This window comes from Asticcacaulis machinosus, from assembly GCF_028550435.1.
Classification (GTDB): domain Bacteria; phylum Pseudomonadota; class Alphaproteobacteria; order Caulobacterales; family Caulobacteraceae; genus Asticcacaulis; species Asticcacaulis machinosus.
Window position 1 is genome coordinate 890,641 of the sequence record NZ_JAQQKV010000002.1, and the last position, 22,759, is coordinate 913,399.

The 22,759-nt window shown below is 57.9% G+C and carries 19 protein-coding genes; 14 read left to right on the top strand and 5 right to left on the bottom strand.

What is annotated here, in order from left to right; translation table 11 throughout:
* Positions 1–28 precede the first annotated feature (28 nt).
* The 9 genes from PQU98_RS12505 to PQU98_RS12545 all read left to right on the top strand — a co-directional run bounded on the left by PQU98_RS12505 (position 29) and on the right by PQU98_RS12545 (position 7,484).
* Entirely contained in the window at positions 29–1,096 is a 1,068-nt protein-coding gene (locus tag PQU98_RS12505) for a ketoacyl-ACP synthase III (RefSeq protein WP_272745274.1), read from the top strand.
* The gene (locus PQU98_RS12510; protein ID WP_272745275.1) at positions 1,089–2,183 is read left to right on the top strand and encodes an aromatic ring-hydroxylating oxygenase subunit alpha; all 1,095 of its coding nucleotides are present in this window, start codon (positions 1,089–1,091) and stop codon (positions 2,181–2,183) included. The genes PQU98_RS12505 and PQU98_RS12510 overlap by 8 nt, the downstream gene beginning before the upstream one ends.
* Positions 2,180–2,971: an SDR family NAD(P)-dependent oxidoreductase gene (locus PQU98_RS12515; RefSeq protein ID WP_272745276.1), complete on the top strand. Its 792-nt coding sequence runs from the start codon at positions 2,180–2,182 to the stop codon at positions 2,969–2,971. The genes PQU98_RS12510 and PQU98_RS12515 overlap by 4 nt, the downstream gene beginning before the upstream one ends.
* Entirely contained in the window at positions 2,968–3,798 is an 831-nt protein-coding gene (locus PQU98_RS12520) for an alpha/beta fold hydrolase (RefSeq protein ID WP_272745277.1), read from the top strand. Before PQU98_RS12515 ends, PQU98_RS12520 begins: the two co-directional genes overlap by 4 nt.
* A gap of 7 nt (positions 3,799–3,805) precedes the next feature.
* Positions 3,806–4,828 carry a ketoacyl-ACP synthase III gene (locus tag PQU98_RS12525; RefSeq protein ID WP_272745278.1) on the top strand — a complete coding sequence of 341 codons (1,023 nt, stop codon included), beginning with the start codon at positions 3,806–3,808 and terminating at the stop codon, positions 4,826–4,828.
* A complete protein-coding gene (gene pseG / locus PQU98_RS12530) occupies positions 4,828–5,841 on the top strand; it encodes a UDP-2,4-diacetamido-2,4,6-trideoxy-beta-L-altropyranose hydrolase (protein ID WP_272745279.1) in 1,014 nt (337 codons plus the stop codon). Before PQU98_RS12525 ends, pseG begins: the two co-directional genes overlap by 1 nt.
* A gap of 3 nt (positions 5,842–5,844) precedes the next feature.
* Positions 5,845–6,408, top strand: coding sequence for a GNAT family N-acetyltransferase (locus PQU98_RS12535; RefSeq protein ID WP_272745280.1), 564 nt, complete (start codon positions 5,845–5,847; stop codon positions 6,406–6,408).
* 67 nt (positions 6,409–6,475) lie between these two features.
* Positions 6,476–6,946, top strand: coding sequence for a peptide-methionine (R)-S-oxide reductase MsrB (msrB, locus tag PQU98_RS12540; protein WP_272745281.1), 471 nt, complete (start codon positions 6,476–6,478; stop codon positions 6,944–6,946).
* Between the two features lie 172 nt (positions 6,947–7,118).
* Positions 7,119–7,484: a hypothetical protein gene (locus tag PQU98_RS12545; RefSeq protein WP_272745282.1), complete on the top strand. Its 366-nt coding sequence runs from the start codon at positions 7,119–7,121 to the stop codon at positions 7,482–7,484.
* A gap of 33 nt (positions 7,485–7,517) precedes the next feature.
* Here PQU98_RS12545 and PQU98_RS12550 read toward each other — a convergent pair whose 3' ends face one another.
* Positions 7,518–8,165 carry a hypothetical protein gene (locus PQU98_RS12550; RefSeq protein WP_272745283.1) on the bottom strand — a complete coding sequence of 216 codons (648 nt, stop codon included), beginning with the start codon at positions 8,163–8,165 and terminating at the stop codon, positions 7,518–7,520.
* Positions 8,166–8,285: 120 nt separating this feature from the next.
* Positions 8,286–9,716 (bottom strand): aldehyde dehydrogenase family protein, encoded by a 1,431-nt coding sequence (locus PQU98_RS12555; protein ID WP_272745284.1) that lies wholly within the window; start codon positions 9,714–9,716, stop codon positions 8,286–8,288.
* A gap of 395 nt (positions 9,717–10,111) precedes the next feature.
* Here PQU98_RS12555 and PQU98_RS12560 point away from each other — a divergent pair, with 395 nt between their 5' ends.
* The 5 genes from PQU98_RS12560 (at position 10,112) to PQU98_RS12580 (ending at position 19,706) form a co-directional block, all read left to right on the top strand.
* Positions 10,112–11,272 (top strand): DegT/DnrJ/EryC1/StrS family aminotransferase, encoded by a 1,161-nt coding sequence (locus PQU98_RS12560; protein WP_272745285.1) that lies wholly within the window; start codon positions 10,112–10,114, stop codon positions 11,270–11,272.
* Between the two features lie 204 nt (positions 11,273–11,476).
* Complete coding sequence (locus PQU98_RS12565) at positions 11,477–12,778, top strand: ammonium transporter (protein ID WP_272745286.1); 1,302 nt, start codon at positions 11,477–11,479, stop codon at positions 12,776–12,778.
* 401 nt (positions 12,779–13,179) lie between these two features.
* Positions 13,180–14,628 carry an NAD(P)-dependent oxidoreductase gene (locus PQU98_RS12570; RefSeq protein WP_272745287.1) on the top strand — a complete coding sequence of 483 codons (1,449 nt, stop codon included), beginning with the start codon at positions 13,180–13,182 and terminating at the stop codon, positions 14,626–14,628.
* Positions 14,629–14,642: 14 nt separating this feature from the next.
* Complete coding sequence (gene gltB / locus PQU98_RS12575; protein ID WP_272745288.1) at positions 14,643–19,154, top strand: glutamate synthase large subunit; 4,512 nt, start codon at positions 14,643–14,645, stop codon at positions 19,152–19,154.
* Positions 19,155–19,226: 72 nt separating this feature from the next.
* Positions 19,227–19,706 (top strand): DUF1579 domain-containing protein, encoded by a 480-nt coding sequence (locus tag PQU98_RS12580; RefSeq protein WP_272745289.1) that lies wholly within the window; start codon positions 19,227–19,229, stop codon positions 19,704–19,706.
* Between the two features lie 135 nt (positions 19,707–19,841).
* On the opposite strand, the gene PQU98_RS12585 is transcribed toward PQU98_RS12580, so the two are convergent.
* From PQU98_RS12585 to PQU98_RS12595, 3 genes are read right to left on the bottom strand one after another with little or no spacing between them, the layout of a single operon-like run.
* The gene (locus PQU98_RS12585) at positions 19,842–20,588 is read right to left on the bottom strand and encodes a phosphoadenylyl-sulfate reductase (RefSeq protein ID WP_272745290.1); all 747 of its coding nucleotides are present in this window, start codon (positions 20,586–20,588) and stop codon (positions 19,842–19,844) included.
* A gap of 18 nt (positions 20,589–20,606) precedes the next feature.
* Positions 20,607–21,128 (bottom strand): DUF934 domain-containing protein, encoded by a 522-nt coding sequence (locus PQU98_RS12590; protein WP_272745291.1) that lies wholly within the window; start codon positions 21,126–21,128, stop codon positions 20,607–20,609.
* Positions 21,115–22,758, bottom strand: a complete 1,644-nt coding sequence (locus PQU98_RS12595; RefSeq protein WP_272745292.1) for a nitrite/sulfite reductase — start codon at positions 22,756–22,758, stop codon at positions 21,115–21,117. The genes PQU98_RS12590 and PQU98_RS12595 overlap by 14 nt, the downstream gene beginning before the upstream one ends.
* Position 22,759 lies beyond the last annotated feature (1 nt).

The following is a 22,759-nucleotide window of genomic DNA, read 5'->3' on the forward strand; positions in this document are numbered from 1 at the left end:
ATCGTCCCAGATACTATGGAGGGCCGGCATGACTTCAGCCCGTTTAAGCGGCATTGGTATCAAGGGCGTGCGGGTGTGCGTGCCGAAGGATATCCGCCGCCTTGAGGACGAAGACCTTTTTCCGGAAGCGAAAGACCGCGACCGCCTGACTGGCTCCATCGGGGTGATTGAGCGCCGGGTGGCCCGTGAAGGGGTCACGACCTCTGATCTGTGCGAACAGGCCGGGATGAACCTGTTGGCTGAGTTGGGCTGGGCTAAGGACAGCATCGATGTGCTGATCATGGTCACCCAAAGCCCGGATTACGTTATTCCGGCCACCGCCTGCACCCTGCAAACGCGGATGGGTATCGGCAACTGTCTGGCCTTTGATATTAATCTGGGCTGTTCCGGCTATCCCTACGGTTTGTGGACGGCGGCCAGTTTGCTGAAGACCCTGACGGTTGAGGGCCGTCCGGCGCGGGCTCTGGTGCTGGCCGGAGATATTTCGACCGTAAAGCTGCTGAAAGACGATAAGGCGACCGTGCCTTTGTTTGGTGATGCCGGGTCGGCTACGGCGCTGGAGGTCGATGACGCAGGCGGTATCTGGCACGGCGTGTTCGGCACGGATGGATCAGGCGCCGAGCATATCATGGTCAAGGCGGGCGCTATGCGGCGCTCATTGGTGCCGACCGATGAGCCACAATCGCCCGAAGAGCAGGCGGCTTTATACAAGGAATCGCGCCTGCATCTGAACGGGGCGGAAGTGTTTAACTTCACCCTGCGGGCCGTGCCGGCGCTGGCGAAAGAGCTGTTCGAGACGGCAGGCATTACCGCCGATGACGTCGATTATGTCGTGCTGCATCAGGCCAATGCCTTTATGCTCAATCACCTGCGCAAGAAAATCGGACTGCCGGAAGAAAAGGTGCCGATTGCACTGGGCGCTTACGGCAATACATCGTCGGCCTCGATCCCACTGGCTATGGCCTCGCATTTGTCGGAGGCTTTGACGCAGCCGCAGCGTCTGGTAATGATGGGCTTTGGGGTAGGCTGGTCGTGGGGGGCGGTCAGGCTGGATATGGCCGCCATTCCGGCACCCAAGATCGACGAATATGTTTGACGGTCTCTACAGCGGGTTTAGCTCCGACGTATATCTCAGGCCTGACGTGTTTGAGGCCGAGATGGAACGGGTGTTTGCCCCGTCATGGCTGTGTCTGGGCTTTACCGATGACCTGCAAAACCCGAACGATTTCATTACCCGTCAGACCGGGCGTACGAACATAGTCGTGCAGAATGTCAAAGGCACGCTGCGCGCGTTTCGCAATGTCTGCACCCACCGGTTTTCGCGCATTCAGTGTGAGGCGAAGGGCAACCGGTCTCTGACCTGCCCCTATCATGGCTGGTCGTTTGATGGCGAAGGTGTGCCGGTGGGCGTACCGCACAATGCCAAGAGTTTTGACCTCAATGATGCGGATCGGCAGAACTTGCGGCTGGAGGCGTTTCAACTTGAAACCTGCGGGCGGTTTGTGTTTGTGCGCATGGCAGCGGGCGGGCCGGATCTGCGCGGGTTTTTGGGCAATTTTTATGAAATCCTCGAGCACCTGAGCGAAACCTGCCCGGAACGGTTCGATAGCCATCAGGCATCCTGGGACTTTAACTGGAAGCTGGGCATGGACAATGCCGCCGAAGGCTATCATGTCCCGCTGGTCCATCCGGAAAGTTTCGCGGCCATGCTCAAACCCGACCTGCGCCTGACGCCTGAGGGTGAGCATGGCTATTTTGTCGGTGATTTCCGCGAACAGTCGGTGAAATGGTGGACAGGCGTGTCAAAGGCCATCGGGTTGCAGACCACGCTACGGTTTCCTGAATATGCCTGTTTTCTGGTCTTTCCCAATATCGTCATCAATATGAGCTGGGGCGGGTTTTATTCAGCCCTGATGTTTGATCCCATCGGGCCGGAGACGACGGCGGTCAATGCCGGGCTGTTTCTGGGCCACAATAAGGGTGGGGCTGCCCGCGACATGATTGTGGCGCAGCTAAAGGAATTCTCCGATAAGGTGCGGGCTGAGGATCACGATATCTGCGCCAAGGTGCATCAGGGGCTGAGCTCTATGGTCACGCCGCGCGCGCCCTTATTGGGTAAGATGGAAGATGCCTGTGCTCACTTCCATGCTGTCTATGCCAACCGAATGAAGGGGGCTTTATGAGCGATCTGATGCCGGTTCAAAATCCATCCCGCGCACCTTTCAACCCAATGTCGCTCGAAGGCCGCACCATTCTGGTGACCGGTGCGTCGAGCGGTATCGGTAAGGGTACGGCCATCTATCTGGCGAAACTGGGCGCACGGGTCATTGCGTCGGGGCGTAATGCCGAACGGTTGCAGGAAACGCTCAACGAAATGCCGGGTGAGGGCCATGTTGGGCGGGTGCTCGACCTGTCGGAACACGAGAAGATAGTGCCGTGGATGAAGGAAACCTGCGCGCTTTATGGCCCTTTGAGCGGTCTGGCGCATTGTGCGGGCATCCAGTCGATGCGGCCGTTGCAGACAGTTAATCTCGACTATATCCGTGAGGTATTCGACGCCAATCTGACGGCGGCGCTGGTGCTGGCTCAGGCCATGCGGCTAAAGGCGTGCCACACGCCGCAGGCCTCATTGGTGTTTGTGGCCTCGACCTCGGCCCTGCGCGGGGCATCCGGCAATTCGGTCTATGCGGCGTCAAAAGGCGGTATGGCGGCCATGACGCGCAGTCTGGGGATCGAACTGGTGCGCGACGGGTTGCGGGTCAATTGTGTGGCGCCGGCCCTGGTCGATACGCCAATCGCCCATGCCTATCGTAAGCTGACTGAGGACGGCTATCAGAAACTGACCGCAGCGCATCCGCTGGGGATTGGCTACCCTGAAGATGTCGCCGCGGCGGTCGCCTTCCTGCTGGCCGATACCTCACGCTGGATTACCGGGTCGATCATGGCCGTGGACGGAGGCCTGCTGGCATGACGGTTGCCGCGCCCAAAGCCCCGTCACGGCGCATCAGTTTGTCGCTTAATCATGATCATAGCTGTGCGCCGCTCAGCTATCTGGAAATGGGGCGGGCGGACGGGCCGGTATTGGTGTTTCTGCATGGGCTGGGGGCGGATTGTCTGGCCTGGCATTATTGCCTGCCCGCGTTCATATCAAAATACCGGGTATTGGCGCTCGATCTGCCGGGACATGGGAAATCAGGTCAGGATGTGGGTGACGGCGATGTCGCCTTTATGACCGGCTGGCTGGACGAAGCCCTGGCGCTGCTGAAGGTGCCCTCGGCCCATGTGGTCGGTCATTCGATGGGGGCCAAGCTGGCGCTTGGTCTGGCCCATCGTCACCCTGAGCGTGTGCAATCCCTGACCCTGATCGCACCGGCGGGGCTGGGCGGGCCTTTTCATTATGAGACGATGGATGCCTATCTGGCCGCGCCGTCGCTAAAGACCGCCCATGATCTATCCCGGTTTCTGGTGACTGAGCGCCACGCCCAGATGGTGCCCGCTTTGGCTCAGGCGCTTTTTGAGTCGGTCAGCGATGCGGGGCGACGGGCGGCCTTCATAAAATTGCTGGAGACCGCCAAAACCTTTGGTGTGGAATTGTCGCCGCAATGGCGCGACTGGTCGCGCTTGCGCTGCCCCTTGCAATTTATCTGGGGCGATCAGGATCGGCTGACGCCCTTACATGAGGTGGCCTATCTGCCAGCGGATGCGGTGGTTCACGTCCTGCCGGACACCGGCCATCTGCCCCATGTTGAGGCGGCGGCAGGCGTTGTGTCGCACCTGAAAGCGTTTTGGGAGGGATAGGGCGGTCATGGTCACCTTTGTCACCCGCGGCCCGGCCCTCAGGGGCATTGTGACGGCCATGCCTCAGCGTCAGGACGCGAACCGTGATCTGGCCACCCTCTTTGGCGAAGAGGCGGTCGATAAAATCATCCGGGCGACGGGGATCGAGACCCGTCCGGTTTCGGACGGCCTGCTGATCAGTGATATGGCGGTGGCGGCGGCGGAAAATCTGATGGAGGGGCTGGGCTGGACGTCGGACAGTATCGACCTGTTGGTCGTGGTGACCCAGACGCCGGACTATCCCTTACCCGCAACCTCCTATGTCGTGCATGGCCGGTTGGGTCTGCCGATGACGACGGCGACGCTGGATTTGCGGCTGGGCTGTTCGGGCTTTGTCTATGGCCTAAGTGTCATATCGTCGATGATGGCGGCGGGCGGCTTAAAGCGGGCCCTGCTGATTGGCGGCGATGTCATCAACACTATGATCGCCGAGGATGATCGGGCGCTTCGTCTGTTGTTCGGGGATGCGGTGGCGGCAACGGCTTTGGAAGCGTCAGATGACGATCATCAGATTGGCTTTGATCTGGGCGCCGATGGGTCGGGTGTGCCGCATCTGATCTCAGAAACCGGCGGTGTGGCAAAGTCCGGCAATCCGCAGCTTTATATGGACGGGGCGCGGGTGTTGTCGTTTTCGTTGCGTCAGGTGGCGCCTTCGGTAGCGCGGGCGCTGGCAGTGACGGGACAAACCGCAAGTGACATGGATCATGTCATCCTGCACCAGGCCAATGCCATGATGATTCAGTCTCTGGCCAAAAAGATCGGCTTGCGCGATGATCAGGTGGTTGAGGCGGTCAGGGACTATGGCAATACCGGCCCGGCGTCGATCCCGCTGGCCATGTGTGATCTGTTTCGCGGGCGCGCATCGCAATATCCGGTAAATCTGCTGCTGAGTGGTTTCGGTGTCGGCTGGTCGTGGGCGTCAGCCGTCTGGCGGACATCCCTGCCGACCTATTGCGAGATTATCCGTCTGCCGCATAAGGATCAGGTATAATGGCGCGTTTGTGGATCAGAACCGAAGCGTCTGCCGTTATCGGCCTTGGCCATTTCATGCGTTGTTTCGCCATTGCCGAAGCCGCCCGTGCGCACGGGTGGAAGGTCAGCTTCATCCTCAATGAGGCCTCAAGCGCTGCCCAAAAACATATGGCGGCCATCGGCGCCAACTGGGTTCAGGTGCAAAGCCGGATCGGCTCTCAGGCGGACGGGGTCGCGTTGCGCGTACTGATTTCCAGCCATCACTGGCTGATCATCGACAGCTATATCGCCACCGCAGACTATATCGCCGCCATGTATGATCATGCCAAAGTTCTGGTCATGGATGATCTGGCGCAACTGAGCCATATCCGTGCCCATATGGTGGTCAATGCGGCAGCGGCGGCCAAAACCTTACCCTACGACGATATTGCCCCGCAGGCCGTGGCCTGCCTTGGGCCACTCTATGCACCGATCCGTGCTGAGTTCAGCCGCGACTATCCAAAGTCCGAGCAGGAGGGCTTTATCGCCCTGATGTTTGGCGGATCAGATCCTAACAACCTGACGGGACAGGCGCTTAATCATCTGTACCATGAGATGTTCCCGATGATCGGCCAGCGCGTGCCGATCCGTCTGATCGCAGGCCCGGCTAATCCCCATGTTGAGGCCCTGTCAGCCCAGATTGCGGGCATGGAGCAGGTGTCATTACATGTGGCCCCGGACAGTGTGGCGGAGACTTTGAATGGGGCGGCCCTGGTGGTAACAGCCGCCGGTGGCAGCGTCGGGGAAATTGCGGCCCAGAGCCTGATGGCGCTGGTACTGATCGTGGTTGATAATCAGATCATGTCGCTCAAATCCTCACCCTATCCGGTGATGGATGCGCGCGCGGGTTTACCGGATGATTTTGCGCAGTGGGTAGCAACCTTTCTGATGCACCCTGAAATCTGTCAGGAAACCGCCACGCGCGCCAAAGCCTTAATCGACGGGCAGGGGCCGCGCCGGATTGTTGAAATCATGAACGAATTGAGTGTTTAAATCATGATCTACGCGCATATGTCCTTCCGTGAACCTACGGCTGATGACGCCAAAATGATCCTTGACTGGCGCACGGCGGATCATGTCGCGCCCTATATGCTGACCACGGTCGACTATGATCTCGATAAACAGAGGGCGTGGATTGAGCGCAGTAATGCCCGCGACGATTATCACCACCGCCTTATCCTGATCCACGGCCGACCGGTCGGCTATACCTCGATCACCATAGTTGATATGGAACATCGCGTCGGTGAAATCGGCATCTATATGGGCGAACGCGGCGTGTCAGGCGACCTGACCATGTATAATTTCGTACCGACCCTGAACCATGCCTTCTACGCCTTGCGGCTGAATAAGCTGGTCAATCACATCGTCGACTGGAATCCGCGCGTCATCAAGGTTCAGAAATATAACGGCTACCGTCAGATCGGTGTCGAAGAGGGCAAGATCATCAAGGACGGCGTCGCCCATAATCTGCATGTGTTTGAACAGACGGCGCAGGAATGGGCGCAGTTCCGGCGGAAATACCCCGACACCCGTGACTGGGATGGTGTAGCGCGTCCCTAAGTCGTCGTTGCCGATTGAGATTTAGTGGCGCGGGCCTATATTACTAATCGAATATAGGAGATCACATATGGCCCGTTCATCGCTCGGTTTTGACCTGACCCCGCCGACAGAGACGCAGTATAAGTCGCTTGCGGCCAAACTTGATCCCGAAGCGGTACGCATCCTGCTTAATCATGGCACGGAACCGCCCTTTTGCGGCAAGTTCGATGAGTATGAGGATGAGGGCATCTATACCTGCGCCCTGTGTCACCTGCCGCTGTTTAAATCCCGCGCCAAGTTTCATTCCGGTTCGGGCTGGCCCAGCTTTTATGAAAGCATCAACAAAGATCACATCCGCTATATTCAGGATCGCTCACACGGTATGGTGCGCACGGAAATCCGCTGCGGGCGCTGTGACGCGCATCTGGGCCATGTGTTTGAAGATGGCCCGCGTCCGACCGGCCTGCGTTACTGCATGAATTCGGTCGCTATGGACTTTGTACCGGACGGCGAGACATTGCCAGATGTGCTGGAGCGTGATGATCCGGCGCAGGTTTAATTTGATCTGTATGCAGATCAAATAATTCCGTTCAAAAATGCGTGAAATTATTCCGTATCCGGATTTATTTTTGTTGCTAAGTCTCTAAAAGAGCGCATGATTTCATAACAGTCCAGGGAGGGCTGTGCCGAACTTTCGGCTTTAACCCGATATAAAAAACGGGAGTGAAATCATGATCAAGTTAACCGCGATCGCCGTGGCAGCGGCGTTTGGGACGCTTATGACCACCTCAGCTTTTGCCGAATGCGACATCATTCAGGGCCAGCAGGTGGGTAAGGCCATCACCCGCGTCACCCAAAAAGACCTGTCGGGGGTGATAACACCCGCCCGAAAGCCGGTGATCGACATCCTGCGCTGCGAAGGCGGCGGCAGTAAGTTTGAGGCGACTTTTCGTTATTCGCAAATAAACAGCGATGGCCAGACGGTCTGGATCGAAGGCACGGCCAAAGGGCAGAATGACCGGATCAGCGATATTCAGTACCGCAAGGCAAGCCCCCAACTTCAGTCCAGTCTGGAGCCGCGCAAGGGTAAGTTCTGATCGCGCAAGGCGACCTCTGAAAAGAGGTCGCTTTTAGCCTTGGTCAATGGCTTTGTGCATAGTGTCGGCAAGCGAGTTGAAGATGCCACAATAAGCGGCGGCAATAACGGCTGCCACGATCATGCACCATAAGGCCAGCCCAATTGCTGTAGGTGCGGGTGGTGCAATCGGAAGAACCTCGTTTGTATGGTAGGGATCATCCTGAAACGCCTTACCGTGTAGTTCGGGGTCGTACTTCAACAACAAGAAAATATGACCAAGTACGCTGCAAGCTATAGAGAAGCCATGCGTTAGGATGATATCCCGATATTCATTGTCACCCCACATCGCGATAATGCCGAAAATTATATACTGAATAACCGTAAGCTTCCAAAGGACACTAAGTGTTCTTTGCGGAACAATAGGTTCGCTAAAATAATCGATTAAATCTGGCGTCCCGTTTTTATATTTTACTTCGGGGAAGACCCGCACGGCTCTTTGTACACGCCCGTCAGACAAAGCTAATATAAATTGCGTGCCCGCAACGATGACTGAAACCCACATCAGAGCGTACCATATAGGCGCAGGCAGCCAATCCGTGAATGTGGCCGCAGGTATCGCAATAAGGCCGGCAATCGCGTTGACAACAACCGGCCAGTAAAATGCGGCCATCAGCCTGTCGTAAGTTTGCACGAAACGCATTCATTCCCCCATTGCCGGTAATGTTGTCATGGTAAGTATTCGATCGGCAACAAAAAAAGCGGCCCCGTTATCGGAGCCGCTTTTATTAATGGGGTGTGGGGTTTGTAACCCCACAATCCTTTAAGCCGAGGTGTAGGCCGTCTTGACGATGGTGTAGAATTCCTTGGCATAGGCGCCTTGTTCGCGCGGGCCGTAGGATGAACCCTTACGGCCACCGAACGGAACATGGTAATCAACACCGGCGGTCGGCAGGTTGACCATGACCATACCGGCCTGAGCGCGGCGCTTAAAGGTCTCGGCAGACTTGAGCGAGGTGGTGCAGATACCGGCCGACAGACCCATTTCGGTGTCGTTGGCAACCGCAATGGCTTCTTCCAGGTCCTTAACGCGGATCACGGACGCGACCGGGCCGAAGACTTCTTCCTTGTTGATGGTCATGTCAGGCGTCGTCTTATCGATCAGGGTCGGGGCATAATAGTAGCCCGGCGTCCCGAACGTCAGGTCTTCGCCACCAGCGACGATCACGCCGCCTTCGGCCTTGGCCGTGGCAACCGCATCCTGAGCGATCTTGAGTTGTTCTTGCGACGCGATCGGGCCCATCTGAACGCCATCGGCGCGGCTGTCACCAACCTTGATCGCCTTGGCGGCCTTGGCCAGCTCGGCAACAAAGGTGTCAGCGATGCCTTCGGTCACGATGATGCGCGAAGAAGCCGTGCAGCGGTGGCCGGACGAGAAGAACGAAGAGTTCAGAACCGAGTTAACGGCGATGCCGAGGTCGGCGTCATCAAGCACGATGACCGGGTTCTTACCACCCATTTCGCACTGGATGCGCTTGCCCTTGGCCACAGCCGCGTCACGGACGCGCGTGCCGGTCGGAACCGAGCCGGTGAAGGAGATGGCGTCGCAGCCGTCGATCAGCAGCGGACCTGCGACCGAACCGCGGGCGAACACGACGTTCAGCACGCCCTTGGGCAGGCCGGCGCGGGTCAGGATGTCCGCCAGAGCCCAGGCACAGGCCGGGGTCAGTTCGGCAGGCTTACAGACAACCGTGTTGCCAAAGGCAATCGCCGGGGCCATTTTCCAGGCCGGAATGGCGATCGGGAAGTTCCAAGGGCAGATCAGGCCGATGACGCCGACCGGCTCACGGGTGATCTCAACCTTAACGCCGGGACGCACAGAATCGAGCACTTCACCGTGGGCGCGCAGGGCTTCACCGGCAAAATATTTAAAGATGTGACCGGCGCGGGTGACTTCGCCGATGCCTTCGGGCAGGGTCTTGCCTTCTTCGCGCGACAGGAGTGCGCCTAGTTCGGCCTTACGGGCCAGAATTTCTGTACCGGCATTGTCGAGCACGTCAAAGCGCTGCTGCGGCGTCGAATACTGCCAGGTCTTAAAGGCTTCGCGGGCGGCCTCGATGGCGGCCTTTACCTCGGCTTCACCGGCGGTCGAATAGGTGCCGATGATGTCGTTGGTGTCCGAAGGGTTGATGTCGTTGAAGGTGTTGCCCGTTACGACCCATTCGCCGTTGATCAGGTTGCCATATGTTGTCAAAGTCCGCTCTCCCGGAGTGTCTGAAAATCTTTGTAGCTACGCGCCAGAATGTTAGCGCTAACTTAAGGGGCATGTGGTCGCGCAAAAGCCGCTTTACGTCAACCGCCTCTCGCAAAAAAGTGAAAAGTCCGGCTAAACCGGAATTTGTGCGAGCCGACCTCTATATAAAGAAAAGTCCGACAAATTAAAGGGCTGATTTCAGAAAATCGTATACGAAATGGTCGCGCAAATCCCTTTTTTGGATTGAAATGTTGGGTAATGCCTTTTGAGGTGCGCGCGTCTCATAACCTGATACATCACCATTTTAGGTTTTGACGCGATATTGTAGCCGAAAACCGCATACACTTTTCGGCATATCGCTGACTGAAAATTCAGGCTTTTTAAGAAGGCGTCCTATGGCTATTCCGTTTATCGACCTCGGCACCCAACGCGCGCGTATCGGCGCGAAAATCGAAGCCGGTGTGCTTAAGGTCATTGGTCATGGCGCCTATATTATGGGGCCGGAGGTCAAGGCCTTTGAAGCCGATCTGGCCGCCTTTGCCAAATCAAAGCACGCTTTATCTTGCGCTAACGGCACCGATGCCATTGAGCTGATCCTGCTGGGACTTGGGATTGGTGAGGGCGACGCCGTATTTGTCCCGGCCTTTACCTTTGTGGCGACGGCGGAAGTCGTGCCGATGACGCGGGCTGAACCGGTGTTTGTCGATATTGATGCCCGTACCTACAATATCGATCCGGTCAAGCTTGAAGCCGCCATTGAGGCTGTGATCAAAGAGGGGCGTCTTAAGCCGGCTGCTATTGTCGCGGTTGATCTGTTTGGTCAGCCCGCCGATTATCCGGCGCTCAAACTCATAGCCGACAAGTATGGTCTGCCGCTGATCTCAGATTCCGCTCAGGGCTTTGGCGGCACGATTGACGGTAAGCAGCCGCTGGAATGGGCGGTTGCGACCGCGACCAGCTTTTATCCGGCCAAGCCGCTCGGCTGCTACGGCGATGGTGGGGCGGTGGTCACCAGTGATGATGTGTTGCAGGATCGTCTGATTTCATATCGTGTTCACGGTGGGGCGACCCCTGCGGATGCGGCGGCGGCCAAATTCGAGCATGAGACCAAGTATCTCAATGTCCGTATCGGCATGAACTCACGCCTTGATACCATTCAGGCCGCCGTTCTGATCGAAAAGCTGGCCATTTTTGGTGAGGAAATCGAACTGCGTCAGGCCGTGGCCAAGCGCTACAACGAAGCGCTGGAAGGCTTTGTGACCAGTGTGCCCTATGTGAAGGACGGCTACGTCTCGACCTGGGCGCAATATACGATTGAGCACGAAAATCGTGATGGGCTGCAACTGCATTTGCGCGAAAAAGGCATCCCCACGGCGGTGTATTATCCGATCCCGCTGCACCAGCAGCCGGGCTATGCAGCCTTTACATCTGGCACGCGCGATCTTTCGGTATCTGAAGCCAAGTCCAAGACGGTGATTTCCTTACCGTTTTCGCCTTACCTGACGGCGGAGACGCAAAATGAGATCGTTGAGGCGGTGAAATCTTTCAAGGGTTAAAATGCGTCGTGATGCGCAACAAAATGACTCTATGGCGGTAAAATTTGTCACCAAAGCCATTTTTGCAGGAAAAATTTTGACGTGGAATTGACAAGACGTCAGTTTATATGCTTGAGAAAAACAGCGTAGCCTTCGCGTGTGCAAACGTGCGGATGAACAGGCGAAGCGCTAATTTTTCAGGCTTGATACGGGGATATATCGGGAATGACGGCTACACCCGCCACGGATGCGATGGTTGCTGCGGCAAACCCTGAACCGGTCTCAGCATTGCTGGCCCATCAGGCGCCGCTTTCGCTCGACCCGGCGGCCACTGTGTGGGTGCTGATCTCGACCGCTCTGGTGCTGCTGATGACCCTGCCGGGCCTTGCGCTGTTTTACGGCGGCATGGTGCGTAAGAAAAATTTGTTGGCGACGCTGGCCCAATCAGTGGCCGCGACCATTCTGGTGTCGGTGCTGTGGATCGTAATCGGCTACAGCCTGTCGTTCGGCGTCGGCCCGAATGACGGCTGGAACAAGGTTCTGGGCGGTTTTCAGGTCGCCCTTCTTTACGGCGTTGGTATGGATACGGCCTATTCTACCTTGCCGGGCTTGCCTGAATATTTATGGGTGGTGTTCCAGATGACCTTTGCGATCATCACGCCCGCCCTGATCGCCGGGGCGTTTGCTGAGCGCATGAAGTTTTCGGCCTTTCTGCTGTTTGTTGGCCTGTGGCACCTGCTGGTTTATGCACCGGTCTGTCACTGGGTATGGGGCGGCGGTTTCTTAGGCGCTATGGGTGTGCTTGATTTCGCCGGTGGTGCGGTGGTGCACGTCAATTCCGGTGTCGCGGGTCTGGTCTGCGCCTATGTTCTGGGGCAGCGCCGCGGTTACGGCCGTGATAACATGGCGCCGCATAATCTGGCCTTTACGATGATTGGCGCCTGCTTGCTGCTGTTTGGCTGGATCGGGTTCAATGGCGGCTCAGCCTTGGCGGCAGATTCTCTGGCGGCAGTGGCGACGCTTAATACGATTTTGGCAGCCATGACGGGTGCTATCGGCTGGATTATTCCGGAGTGGATTGAACGCAAGCAGCCCACGCTTTTGGGCATGATCACCGGTCTGGTGGTTGGTCTGGTGGCCATTACCCCGGCGGCGGGTTTTGTCGACCCGCGCGGGGCGTTGCTGATCGGTCTGATTACCGGCCCGATCTGTTTTGTGGCCTCGACCGCGATCAAGAAGGCCATGAAATATGACGATAGCCTGGATGCCTTTGGTGTGCATGGTGTTGGTGGTTTGGTCGGCGCGTTACTGACCGGTATTTTCGCCACGACCTCGGTAAATGCTCTTGCCGAAGGCGCCAATATCGGCAAGCAGGCGCTGGGTCTGGTGGCTGTGATTATCTGGTCGGGTGTGGTGACGTTCCTTATTTTGATGATTTGCAAATACACGACCGGCCTGCGGGTCACTGAAGAACAGGAAATTGAGGGTCTCGACAGCACGCAGCACGGAGAGACCCAGCACGGATAGAAACAAGCCACATTTTCCAAAAGGCTTGGGCGTTTATCCTCCCCCTCGCGTTTTGGCTCCGCTTTCGGCAGTCAGGCCGGGCAGAGACCAGAACCGAGGGGGTTCGTATGTTTGGACTATGGTTTTTGAAAAAGACATTCGTTTGCAATTGGCGTTCGCATTCGGACGATGTCTGTGAAGAGAACAAAAGGCAAACTGGTATCCATTGATACTAAGTGGCCTGATGCTGATAAAAATCTCACCCACGGGTGAAATCTTTATCTAACTTGGTTTTTGTGCTTTTTATTTGGCAGCAATTGCGCTTTCACCCAAGCGCTTTTGCTGAGCGGATCAGGCGCAGTGAGGCAATAGTTTTGGGGTCGAAGGTGTAAGGACTTTCGACAGGTTTTGGAGGTTTAACAATGACGGGCGAAACGAACCGCTTTGTTGTCGAAGTCCGGCGCACGCCGCAGAAGCATGATGCGAAAACCCGCATTACCAACTTCTCGGAAATTTATGCCGATTTCAAACCGACACAAGCCACGACCCAGTCTTCGCGCTGCGCCCAGTGCGGCGTGCCGTTCTGCCAGTCGGGCTGCCCGCTGCAGAACAACATCCCCGACTGGCTGCGTATGACTGCTGAGGGCCGTTACGAAGAAGCCTATCTGCTGTCGTCAGCGACCTCGACCCTGCCGGAAATCTGCGGCCGCATCTGCCCGCAGGACCGCCTGTGTGAAGGCTCGTGCGTGCTCGAACAATCCGGATGGGAAAACGTCACCATTGGCTCGGTTGAGCGCTTCTTAGGCGACATGGCGTTTGAAAACGGCTGGATCGAGCCGATCGTCCCTGTGCAGGAACGTGGCCAGAGCATCGGCATCATCGGGGCTGGCCCTGCGGGTATCGCGGCGGCGGATCGTCTGCGCACGCTTGGGTACAAAGTCACCATCTATGACCGCTATGACCGCGCCGGTGGCCTTCTGACCTATGGCATCCCGTCGTTTAAGCTTGAAAAAGACGTCGTGCTGCGCCGTACCGACCGCCTTGCGCAGTCGGGCGTCGAATATGTGATGAACTGCGACATCGGCAATGATGTCTCGTTCGAGGAACTGCGCGAAAAACATGACGCGATCATGATTGCGACCGGCGTTTACAAGACCCGCCGACTGAGCGTGCCGGGCTGTGGCTCGCAGGGCGTGGTGATCGCACTCGATTACCTGACCGCATCAAACCGCGTCGGCTTTGGCGACACGGTGCCGGACTATGTGTCGGGCCGTCTGAATGCCGAAGGCAAGAACGTCATCGTCATCGGTGGTGGCGACACGGCGATGGACTGCGTGCGCACCGCGACCCGTCAGGGCGCGAAGTCCGTCACCTGCGTCTATCGCCGTGACCGCGCCAACATGCCGGGCTCAGACCGCGAAGTGTATAACGCCGAAGAAGAAGGCGTGAAGTTCGAATGGTTGTCGGCGCCTATGGCGGTGCTGGGCGATGCCGAGACCGTCACCGGTCTGAAGGTGCAGCGTATGCGCCTGACCACGCCGGATGCACAGGGGCGTCAGGGTATCGAAGACATTGCCGGTGCTGAAAACGATCTGCCGGCCGATCTGATCATTGAGGCGCTGGGTTTTGAGCCGGAAAACATTCCGGTCATGTTCAATGAGCCGGGTCTTGAGGTCACCAAGTGGGGCACGATCAAAACCCTTGCCGGTGAGTTCCAGACCCTCGTGCCCGGCGTATTTGCGGCCGGTGATATTGTGCGCGGTGCGTCTCTGGTGGTGTGGGCTGTCCGTGAAGGTCAGGATGCCGCCGCCGATATCCACCACTATCTGCAAACCCAGTTGGCTTTGTCTCTGTCGGAGGCTGCCCAATGAGCAAGAATGCAAGAATGTCTTACGAATTTGATCTCGAACGCTATCTCGAACAACGCCAACGCCTGATCGACGGCCACGCCTATGATCCGGCGTCGGAAATCGACTCCTGCGGTGTGGGTGTCGTCTGCTCCATCGACGGTAAGCCGCGCCGTGACGTGGTTGAACTGGCCGTTAAGGCGCTGAAAGCCCTGTTCCACCGCGGCGCCGTTGATGCTGATGGCAAGTCTGGTGATGGTGCGGGGATTATGTTGTCCGTCCCGCAGGCCTTTTTTCAGGAGCAGGTTCGCAATATCGGTCACAACCCGCGCTCCGGCCCGGTTCTGGTCGGACAGGTGTTTTTGCCGCGCTCAGACCTTGGGGCCCAAGAGGCCGCGCGGACCATCGTCGAATCCGAGATCCTGCGCTCTGGCTTTTATCTCTATGGCTGGCGTCAGGCGCCGGTCGATGTCGCGCAATTAGGCACGCGCGCCGCCTCGACCCGCCCGGAGATCGAGCAGATCATGATGGCCGCCCCCGAAGGCTTAGAGGGCGAAGCGCTGGAACGCGCTATGTTCCTGTGTCGCCGCCGGATCGAAAAGCGCGTTGATGAGGCCAACCTTGATTGCTACCTCTGTTCGTTCTCGTCCAAGACCCTGATCTATAAGGGTATGTTCCGGGCCGAACTGGTCGATGATTTCTATCTCGACCTTAAGGATCCGCGTTTTGAATCGTCGGTGGCCATCTTCCACCAGCGTTTCTCGACCAACACCTTCCCCGAATGGAAGCTGGCCCAGCCGTTCCGTATGCTGGCCCACAACGGTGAAATCAACACCCTGCGCGGCAACGTTAACTGGATGAAGTCGCATGAAATCCGCATGGCGGCCACGACCTTCGGCGACCACGCCGAAGACGTAAAGCCGGTCATCCAGCCGCGCGGTTCGGACTCAGCCGCGCTCGATAACGTGTTCGAGGTTCTGGTGCGCGCGGGCCGTTCGGCTCCGATGACCAAGGCGCTTTTGATTCCGGAAGCGTGGTCGAAACAAGAAGTCACGATGTCGGATAAGCATCGCGCGCTTTATGCCTATGCCAATGCGGTGATGGAACCGTGGGATGGCCCCGCTGCCGTCTGCGCCACCGATGGCCGCTGGGTTGTGGCGGGTAAGGATCGCAACGGTCTGCGCCCTTTACGTGTCACTGAAACCAAGGATGGTCTGCTGATCGTCGGCTCCGAAGCCGGTATGACGGGTGTGTCCGAAGAGCGCGTCTCGCGCCGTTCAGGCATCAATCCGGGCCGGATGATCGCGGTCGATCTGGAAGAGGGCAAGCTCTATTCCGAGACCGAAATCCTTGATGCCCTGGCCTCAAAGCACGACTATACCCAGTGGCTTGAAAACATGGTCGAAGTCGATTCGATCATCGAGCCCGGCCCTGAGCCGCGCGCCTATCACGGCGAAGAACTGGATCGCCGTCAGATCGCTGCGGGCTTTACGGTCGAAGACCTCGACACCGTCCTTGACGCCATGATCAAGGATGGCAAGGAAGCTATTGGTTCTATGGGCGATGACACCCCGTTGGCCGTTCTGTCGAATGAATGGCGGCCTTTGTCGCACTATTTCCGTCAGAACTTCGCGCAGGTCACCAACCCGCCGATCGACCCGTTGCGCGAAGAAGCCGGCATGTCGCTCAAGACGCGCTTTAAGAACCTCGGCAACATCTTGGCCGAAGACGAAGCCCAGACCAATGTGCTGGTCATGGACTCGCCGTTCATGACCACGGGCATGTATGACCGCCTGCTGGAAACCTCAAACGTCGGTCAGGTGGCGCAGCTTGATTGCTCGTTTGCGCTGCCGGACGTAGCGGCAAAGCCGGGGGCTGCCCTGCGGGTGGCGCTCGATCGCCTGCGTGATGAAGCGGTGGCCGCCGTGAAAGCCGGTGCTGCCATGATCGTGCTGTCGGATAAGGCGTCTGGCCCGGCCCGCATGGGTGTGCCGATGATTCTGGCGGCGGCGGGTGTTCATGCCCGTCTGGTGCAGGAGGGCTTACGCTCATTTGTGTCGATCATCGTCCGCTCGGCTGAGGCGATGGATAGCCATGCCTTTGCCGTTCTGGTCGGGGTTGGGGCGACGGCGGTCAATCCGTATCTGTCGCTGGAGTTGATGCAGGCGCGTTTCGAGGCGGGCCGTTATGGTCAGATCACCTCCTACAAGGCGTTCATGAACTATAAGAAGTCCATCGAAGCTGGTCTGATGAAGATCCTGGCCAAGAAGGGCATTTCGATCATCTCGTCCTATCGCGGCGGTTATGAGTTTGAGGCGCTGGGCCTGTCGCGGGCGCTGGTGGCCGAATTCTTCCCCGGCGTGACCTCGCGCATTTCCGGTATCGGTCTGGCCGGTATCGAGACCAAGCTTCTGGAACTGCACCAAAAGGCATGGGCGTCCAAGCGCGCTCTGGTGCCGATTGGTGGCTTCTATAAGCTGCGGGCCGCCGGTGAGACCCACTATTATCAACCCAAGCTGATCCACCTGCTTCAGGATGCGACGACGCGCGGCGATTACAAGACCTTCAAGACCTACTCCAATCTGGTCGGGAAGATGTCGAAGGATACGCCAACCGCACCGCGTGATTTGCTCGATTGGGCCCCGAAGGCCGCACCGGTGGCGATTGATGAGGTCGAGTCGGTCAACGAAATCCGTAAGCGTTTCGTAACGCCGGGCATGTCTTTGGGCGCACTGTCGCCAGAAGCCCATGAGACGCTCAACATCGCCATGAACCGTATCGGCGCGCGCTCGGTGTCCGGTGAAGGCGGCGAAGATCCCGAACGCTATGTTCGTCGTCCGAACGGCGATAACCCGAACTCGGCTATCAAACAGATCGCCTCAGGCCGGTTCGGCGTAACGGCAGAGTACCTCAACCAGTGCCGCGAAGTCGAAATCAAGGTCGCGCAAGGGGCCAAGCCCGGTGAGGGCGGTCAGCTTCCGGGCTTTAAGGTCACGGAATTCATCGCCCGTATGCGTCATTCGACGCCGGGGGTTGGCCTGATCTCGCCGCCGCCGCACCACGACATCTATTCGATCGAAGACCTGGCGCAGTTGATCTATGACATCAAGCAGATCAACCCGGATTGCCGCGTGACGGTCAAGCTGGTGTCCCAGTCGGGTATCGGCGCGGTCGCGGCAGGCGTGGCCAAGGCCAAGGCCGACGCCATTCTGGTGTCCGGTCAGGTCGGCGGTACGGGCGCATCGCCGTTGACCTCGATCAAGTTTGCCGGCCTGCCGTTTGAAATCGGTTTGTCGGAAGCCCATCAGGTGCTGACGCTCAACAACCTGCGCGGACAAATCCGTCTGCGTTCGGACGGCGGGATGCGCACCGGCCGCGATATCGTCATCGCCGCCATGCTTGGGGCCGAGGAGTTCGGTATCGGTACGGCGTCTCTGGTGGCCATCGGCTGCCTGATGGTGCGTCAGTGTCAGTCGAACACCTGCCCGGTCGGTGTATGCGTGCAGGATGAACGTCTGCGCGCCAAGTTCACCGGCACGCCGGAAAAGGTCATCAACCTGTTCACCTTCATCGCCGAAGAAGTGCGCGAAATTCTGGCCTCGCTCGGCCTGAAATCACTGGATGAGGCGGTCGGCCGCACCGATCTGCTGCGTCAGATATCCCGCGGCGGAGCGCACCTCGATGACCTCGATCTCAACCCGCTGCTGGTTAAGGTCGAGCGCGATCCGAACGCCCTGATCACCCTGCCGCATGAGATCAATGCGGTGGCCGATACGCTGGATGCCCAGATCGTCAAGGATGCTGCCCCGCTTCTGGAGCGCGGTGAAAAGATGTCCCTGACCTATGATGTGCGCAACACCATGCGCGCGGTCGGCACCCGCACATCCTCGGCGCTGGTGCGCCGGTTCAAGGATACGCTGGCCGACGGTCACCTGACCCTGCAACTGCGCGGGTCGGCGGGTCAGTCTCTGGGGGCCTTCGCGGTCAAGGGGTTATTTATCGATCTGGTCGGGGAATCCAACGACTATGTCGGTAAGGGCCTGTCGGGGGCGACCATCTCGATCCGTCCGCGCCACTGGCAAGAAAAGCAGGCTCTGGCCGGCAACACCATCCTTTACGGGGCGACGTCGGGTAAGCTGTTCATTGCCGGAACCGTCGGTGAGCGCTTTGCTGTGCGTAACTCCGGGGCGACCACGGTTGTCGAAGGGGCCGGTGCGCATGGTTGTGAATATATGACCGGCGGTAAGGTCGTCATCCTCGGTTCGGTCGGCGCCAACTTTGGTGCGGGCATGACCGGCGGTGTTGCCTATGTCTGGGACCCGGATAAGTCGTTCGCCAACTACATCAACCCCGAAGGTATCACTTTACGTTCGGTACCGGATGAAGCGGAAGCCGAGTTGAAGGGCCTGATCGAGGAGCATTTCAAAATGACGCTTTCGCCACGTGCCGAGGCCCTGCTTGATGACTGGGATAACAGCCTTAAGGCGTTTGTTCAGGTTATGCCGAACGAGATATTGGCGCTACAGGCCCGCTTGGAGAAAATAGCTTAAAGTAAAAAAGCGGTTCGTTAACAGCGAGCCGCTTTTGTTTTATGGTGTAGCCAAACATAAGAGGAGGCCGCCATGAAAGTCGATATCCAAACTGAGCATCACTGGCTGGAGAAGCTGACGGGTGATTGGGAGATCCTCCCTGACTCCTCGCTGCCCGAAGCTGAGCGCACGACCGCGTGGATTGAGCGCGGACGTATGCTGCACGGGGTATGGCTGGTGGTCGAAGGTCACGGTCAGATGCCGGGCGGTGGTGAGGCAACCACCCTTATGACGCTTGGCTTTGATCGCGCCAGAGGTCGGTTTGTCGGTTCATGGGTGGGGTCGATGATGGATCATCTGTGGGTCTATGACGGTCACTGGAATGAGGCGCATAAATCCCTGTCGCTGGATTGCGAAGGGCCTGACTGGGAAAACCCCGGTCAGACCCTGAAATACCGCGATATCTATACGCTGAATGATGACGATACCCGCACGCTGACGGCAATGGTGCAAACCGTGGACGGCGAGTGGAGGCGACTGATGCAAAACCACTATCGGCGGGTTAACCCGTAAAAAAGTCCCTCGCTACGCTCAGTGTACTTTCTTACGTTGAATGCAGTTCCGCCCATTCAGGGTTTTCTTTGTTAATCCGTGATAAAGTACACTGAGGCGAGAGCTTGCTCGACGCCGAAGGACTTTCTCACGAGATCAAATTCCGTCCCCACCAAATATCGGCTTATGGATGCCGCACTCGGTTTTGTCCTGACCGGCCCAGCGGCCGGCGCGGGCATCCTCACCCGCCTCGACCGGCTTGGTGCAGGTAAAGCAGCCGATGGACGGATAGCCCTGTTCGACCAGCGGATGTGGCGGCAGGGCATGGGCTTCGATATAGTCCGCAATATCGTCCGCCGTCCAGTTGGCCAGCGGATTGACCTTGAAATTACGACCATCCCATTCGACTATCGGCATATTGGCGCGGGTCGCCGCCTGATGACGCTTACGGCCGGTGATCCAGGCGGTGTAATCGTCCGTGATCTTATTCAGCGGGCGCACTTTACGCAGGGCGCAGCAGGCGTCAGGGGCCAGCTTCCACAGATTGCCCTTAGGGTCGAAATCCTGTTCCTCACCCTTATCGGCCTTGAGGTTGATCAGGTTGGTCAGGCCTAAGATTTTGGCCAGTTGATCGCGGTACTGCAGGGTCTGAAAGAAGTGCCGGTCGGTATCCAGAAAAATCACCGGCAGGTCTTTGTTGATCTGCGCAATCAGGTGCAGCATGACGGCGGAATCCGCGCCAAACGATGACGACAGGGCGATGGAGCCTATAAACTCATGCTCTATCGCATCGCGCAGGATGTCCTGAGCCGTCCAGCTTTCATAGCGGGCCGACAGTTCTGCCGCACGCAGGGCCTCAGCAGAGGCGACCTGATCGGCCAGATTGTTGATGATCATAGTCATGATCTGATCCTAACCGGTTTAGGCTCCGGCAAGCTGTTTGCGTAACGCCCAGATAGGTTGACGGGCGTCGGTGGCGCTTTGGTAAGCATTTTCAAACCGGTCGGTCGCGGCCTTAATAGCCCCTTCGGGATCGGCGTCTTTAAGCAAAAATTCGTTGAACCCGCAGCGCAGCATGAGGAACAACTGGTCGCGAAGCACATCACCGACCGCGCGGATTTCGCCCTGATAGTTCAGGTCGGAGCGCAGGATACGGGCGGTGGAATAGCCGCGGCCATCGCGGTAGCCGGGGAAGTTCACCTCGACCAGTGCGATCTTTTCCATATAGGGACTAAGCGCGCGAATATCATCCCCCGGATTGATGCGCACACCGTACTTGCCGTTCAGGCCCGGCAGTTCGTTGAGCGCGCGCTCAAAACCCAGCACATAGGGCCCGTCGGCACCGACGACATCTTCGTCATTGAGCAATGCCCAGCCATCAAGGATGCGGGTGCCGTCCTTGGCGATCAGGGTGGGGGTAGCTGAAGAGTTAAGCTGGCTCATGAAGCGCCTCTGCAAAAGTTTCACGGCCCAGACGCTCAACCACATCGATGAAGCGCTCCGCAGGCGACGTGCGAAGTTGAAGATAAAGGCGCACGACGCGCTCAAGGGCACCGGGCACGGCCTCAGCCGACAGACCCTTGCCGGTGATGACGCCAAGCGCGGCTTTTTCATCGGCGCGACCGCCCAGCATGATCTGATAGACCTCGATGCCCTGCTTATCGACGCCCAGAATACCGATATGACCGACATGGTGGTGACCGCAGGCATTGATGCAGCCGGAGATCTTGATCTCCAGTTCACCGATCTCATCAGTCAGATTAGCATCGGAAAACTTTTTAGAAATTTCCTGCGACAACGGGATCGAGCGCGCATTGGCCAGCGAGCAGTAATCCAGGCCGGGGCAGGCGATGATGTCGGTAATCTTTTTGGCATTGGCGGTCGACAGATTAACCCGGTCCAACTGCTGATAAAGATCATAGAGATCAGCCTTGGCCACATGGGGCAGGATGATGTTCTGGTCATGGGCCACGCGCAGTTCGCTATAGGCAAAGCTATCGGCGACATCGGCCATGACGTCCATCTGCGCGGATGAGGCATCGCCCGGCGGCAGGCCTACCGGCTTGGTCGAGATGGTCACGCTAACGTGGTCGTCGCGCTTATGCGGATGGGTGTTGTTGCGCACCCAGCGCGCAAAGCCCGGATCGGCGGCTTTGGCACGATCAAGAGCGGCGGCATCAAAGGCCTTATCGGCATAGGCCGGATCGGGGAAGAACGTGCGAATCCGATCAATTTCGTAATAAGGCGCGTCAATGGCGGCCTGATCGAGCTGAGCCCATTCTTCTTCGACCTGACGGGCATATTCATCAGGCCCAAGCGCCGATACCAGAATCTTGATGCGCGCCTTATAGATATTATCGCGGCGGCCATAGCGGTTATAGACCCGCAGACAGGCCTCAAGATAACTCAGCAGCTTTTCACCCGGTACGCCCGACTTGATCAGGTGGCCCAGATGCGGTGTGCGGCCCATGCCCCCACCGACATAGACATCAAAGCCCTTGGGCGTCAGGTGCAGGCCGATATCGTGGACGCGGATGGCTGCACGATCCTTGGTGGCGCCGGTAATGGCGATCTTGAACTTGCGCGGCAGGAAGGTGAATTCCGGGTGGATGGTCGACCACTGACGGATGAGTTCGGCCCACGGGCGCGGATCGTCAAGCTCGTCCTTAGCGGCACCGGCAAACTGATCGGTAGTGGTGTTGCGGATGCAGTTGCCCGAGGTCTGCATGGCGTGCATTTCGACTTCGGCCAGTTCTTCAAGAATCTTGGGCGTGTCCGCCAGCTTGATCCAGTTGAACTGAAGGTTCTGACGCGTGGTGAAATGGCCGAAATCGCGGTCATAGGTGCGGGCGATGTGGGCAAACCGGCGCATCTGAACCGACGACAAAACGCCGTAAGGAATGGCGATACGCAGCATATAGGCGTGCAGTTGCAGATAAAGACCGTTCATCAGACGCAGGGGTTTGAACTGGTCTTCGGACAGCTCCCCGCTCAGGCGGCGGGCGACCTGATCGGAAAACTCGGCATTACGTTCACGGACAAGGGCGTGATCGAACTGATCATAGACGTACATT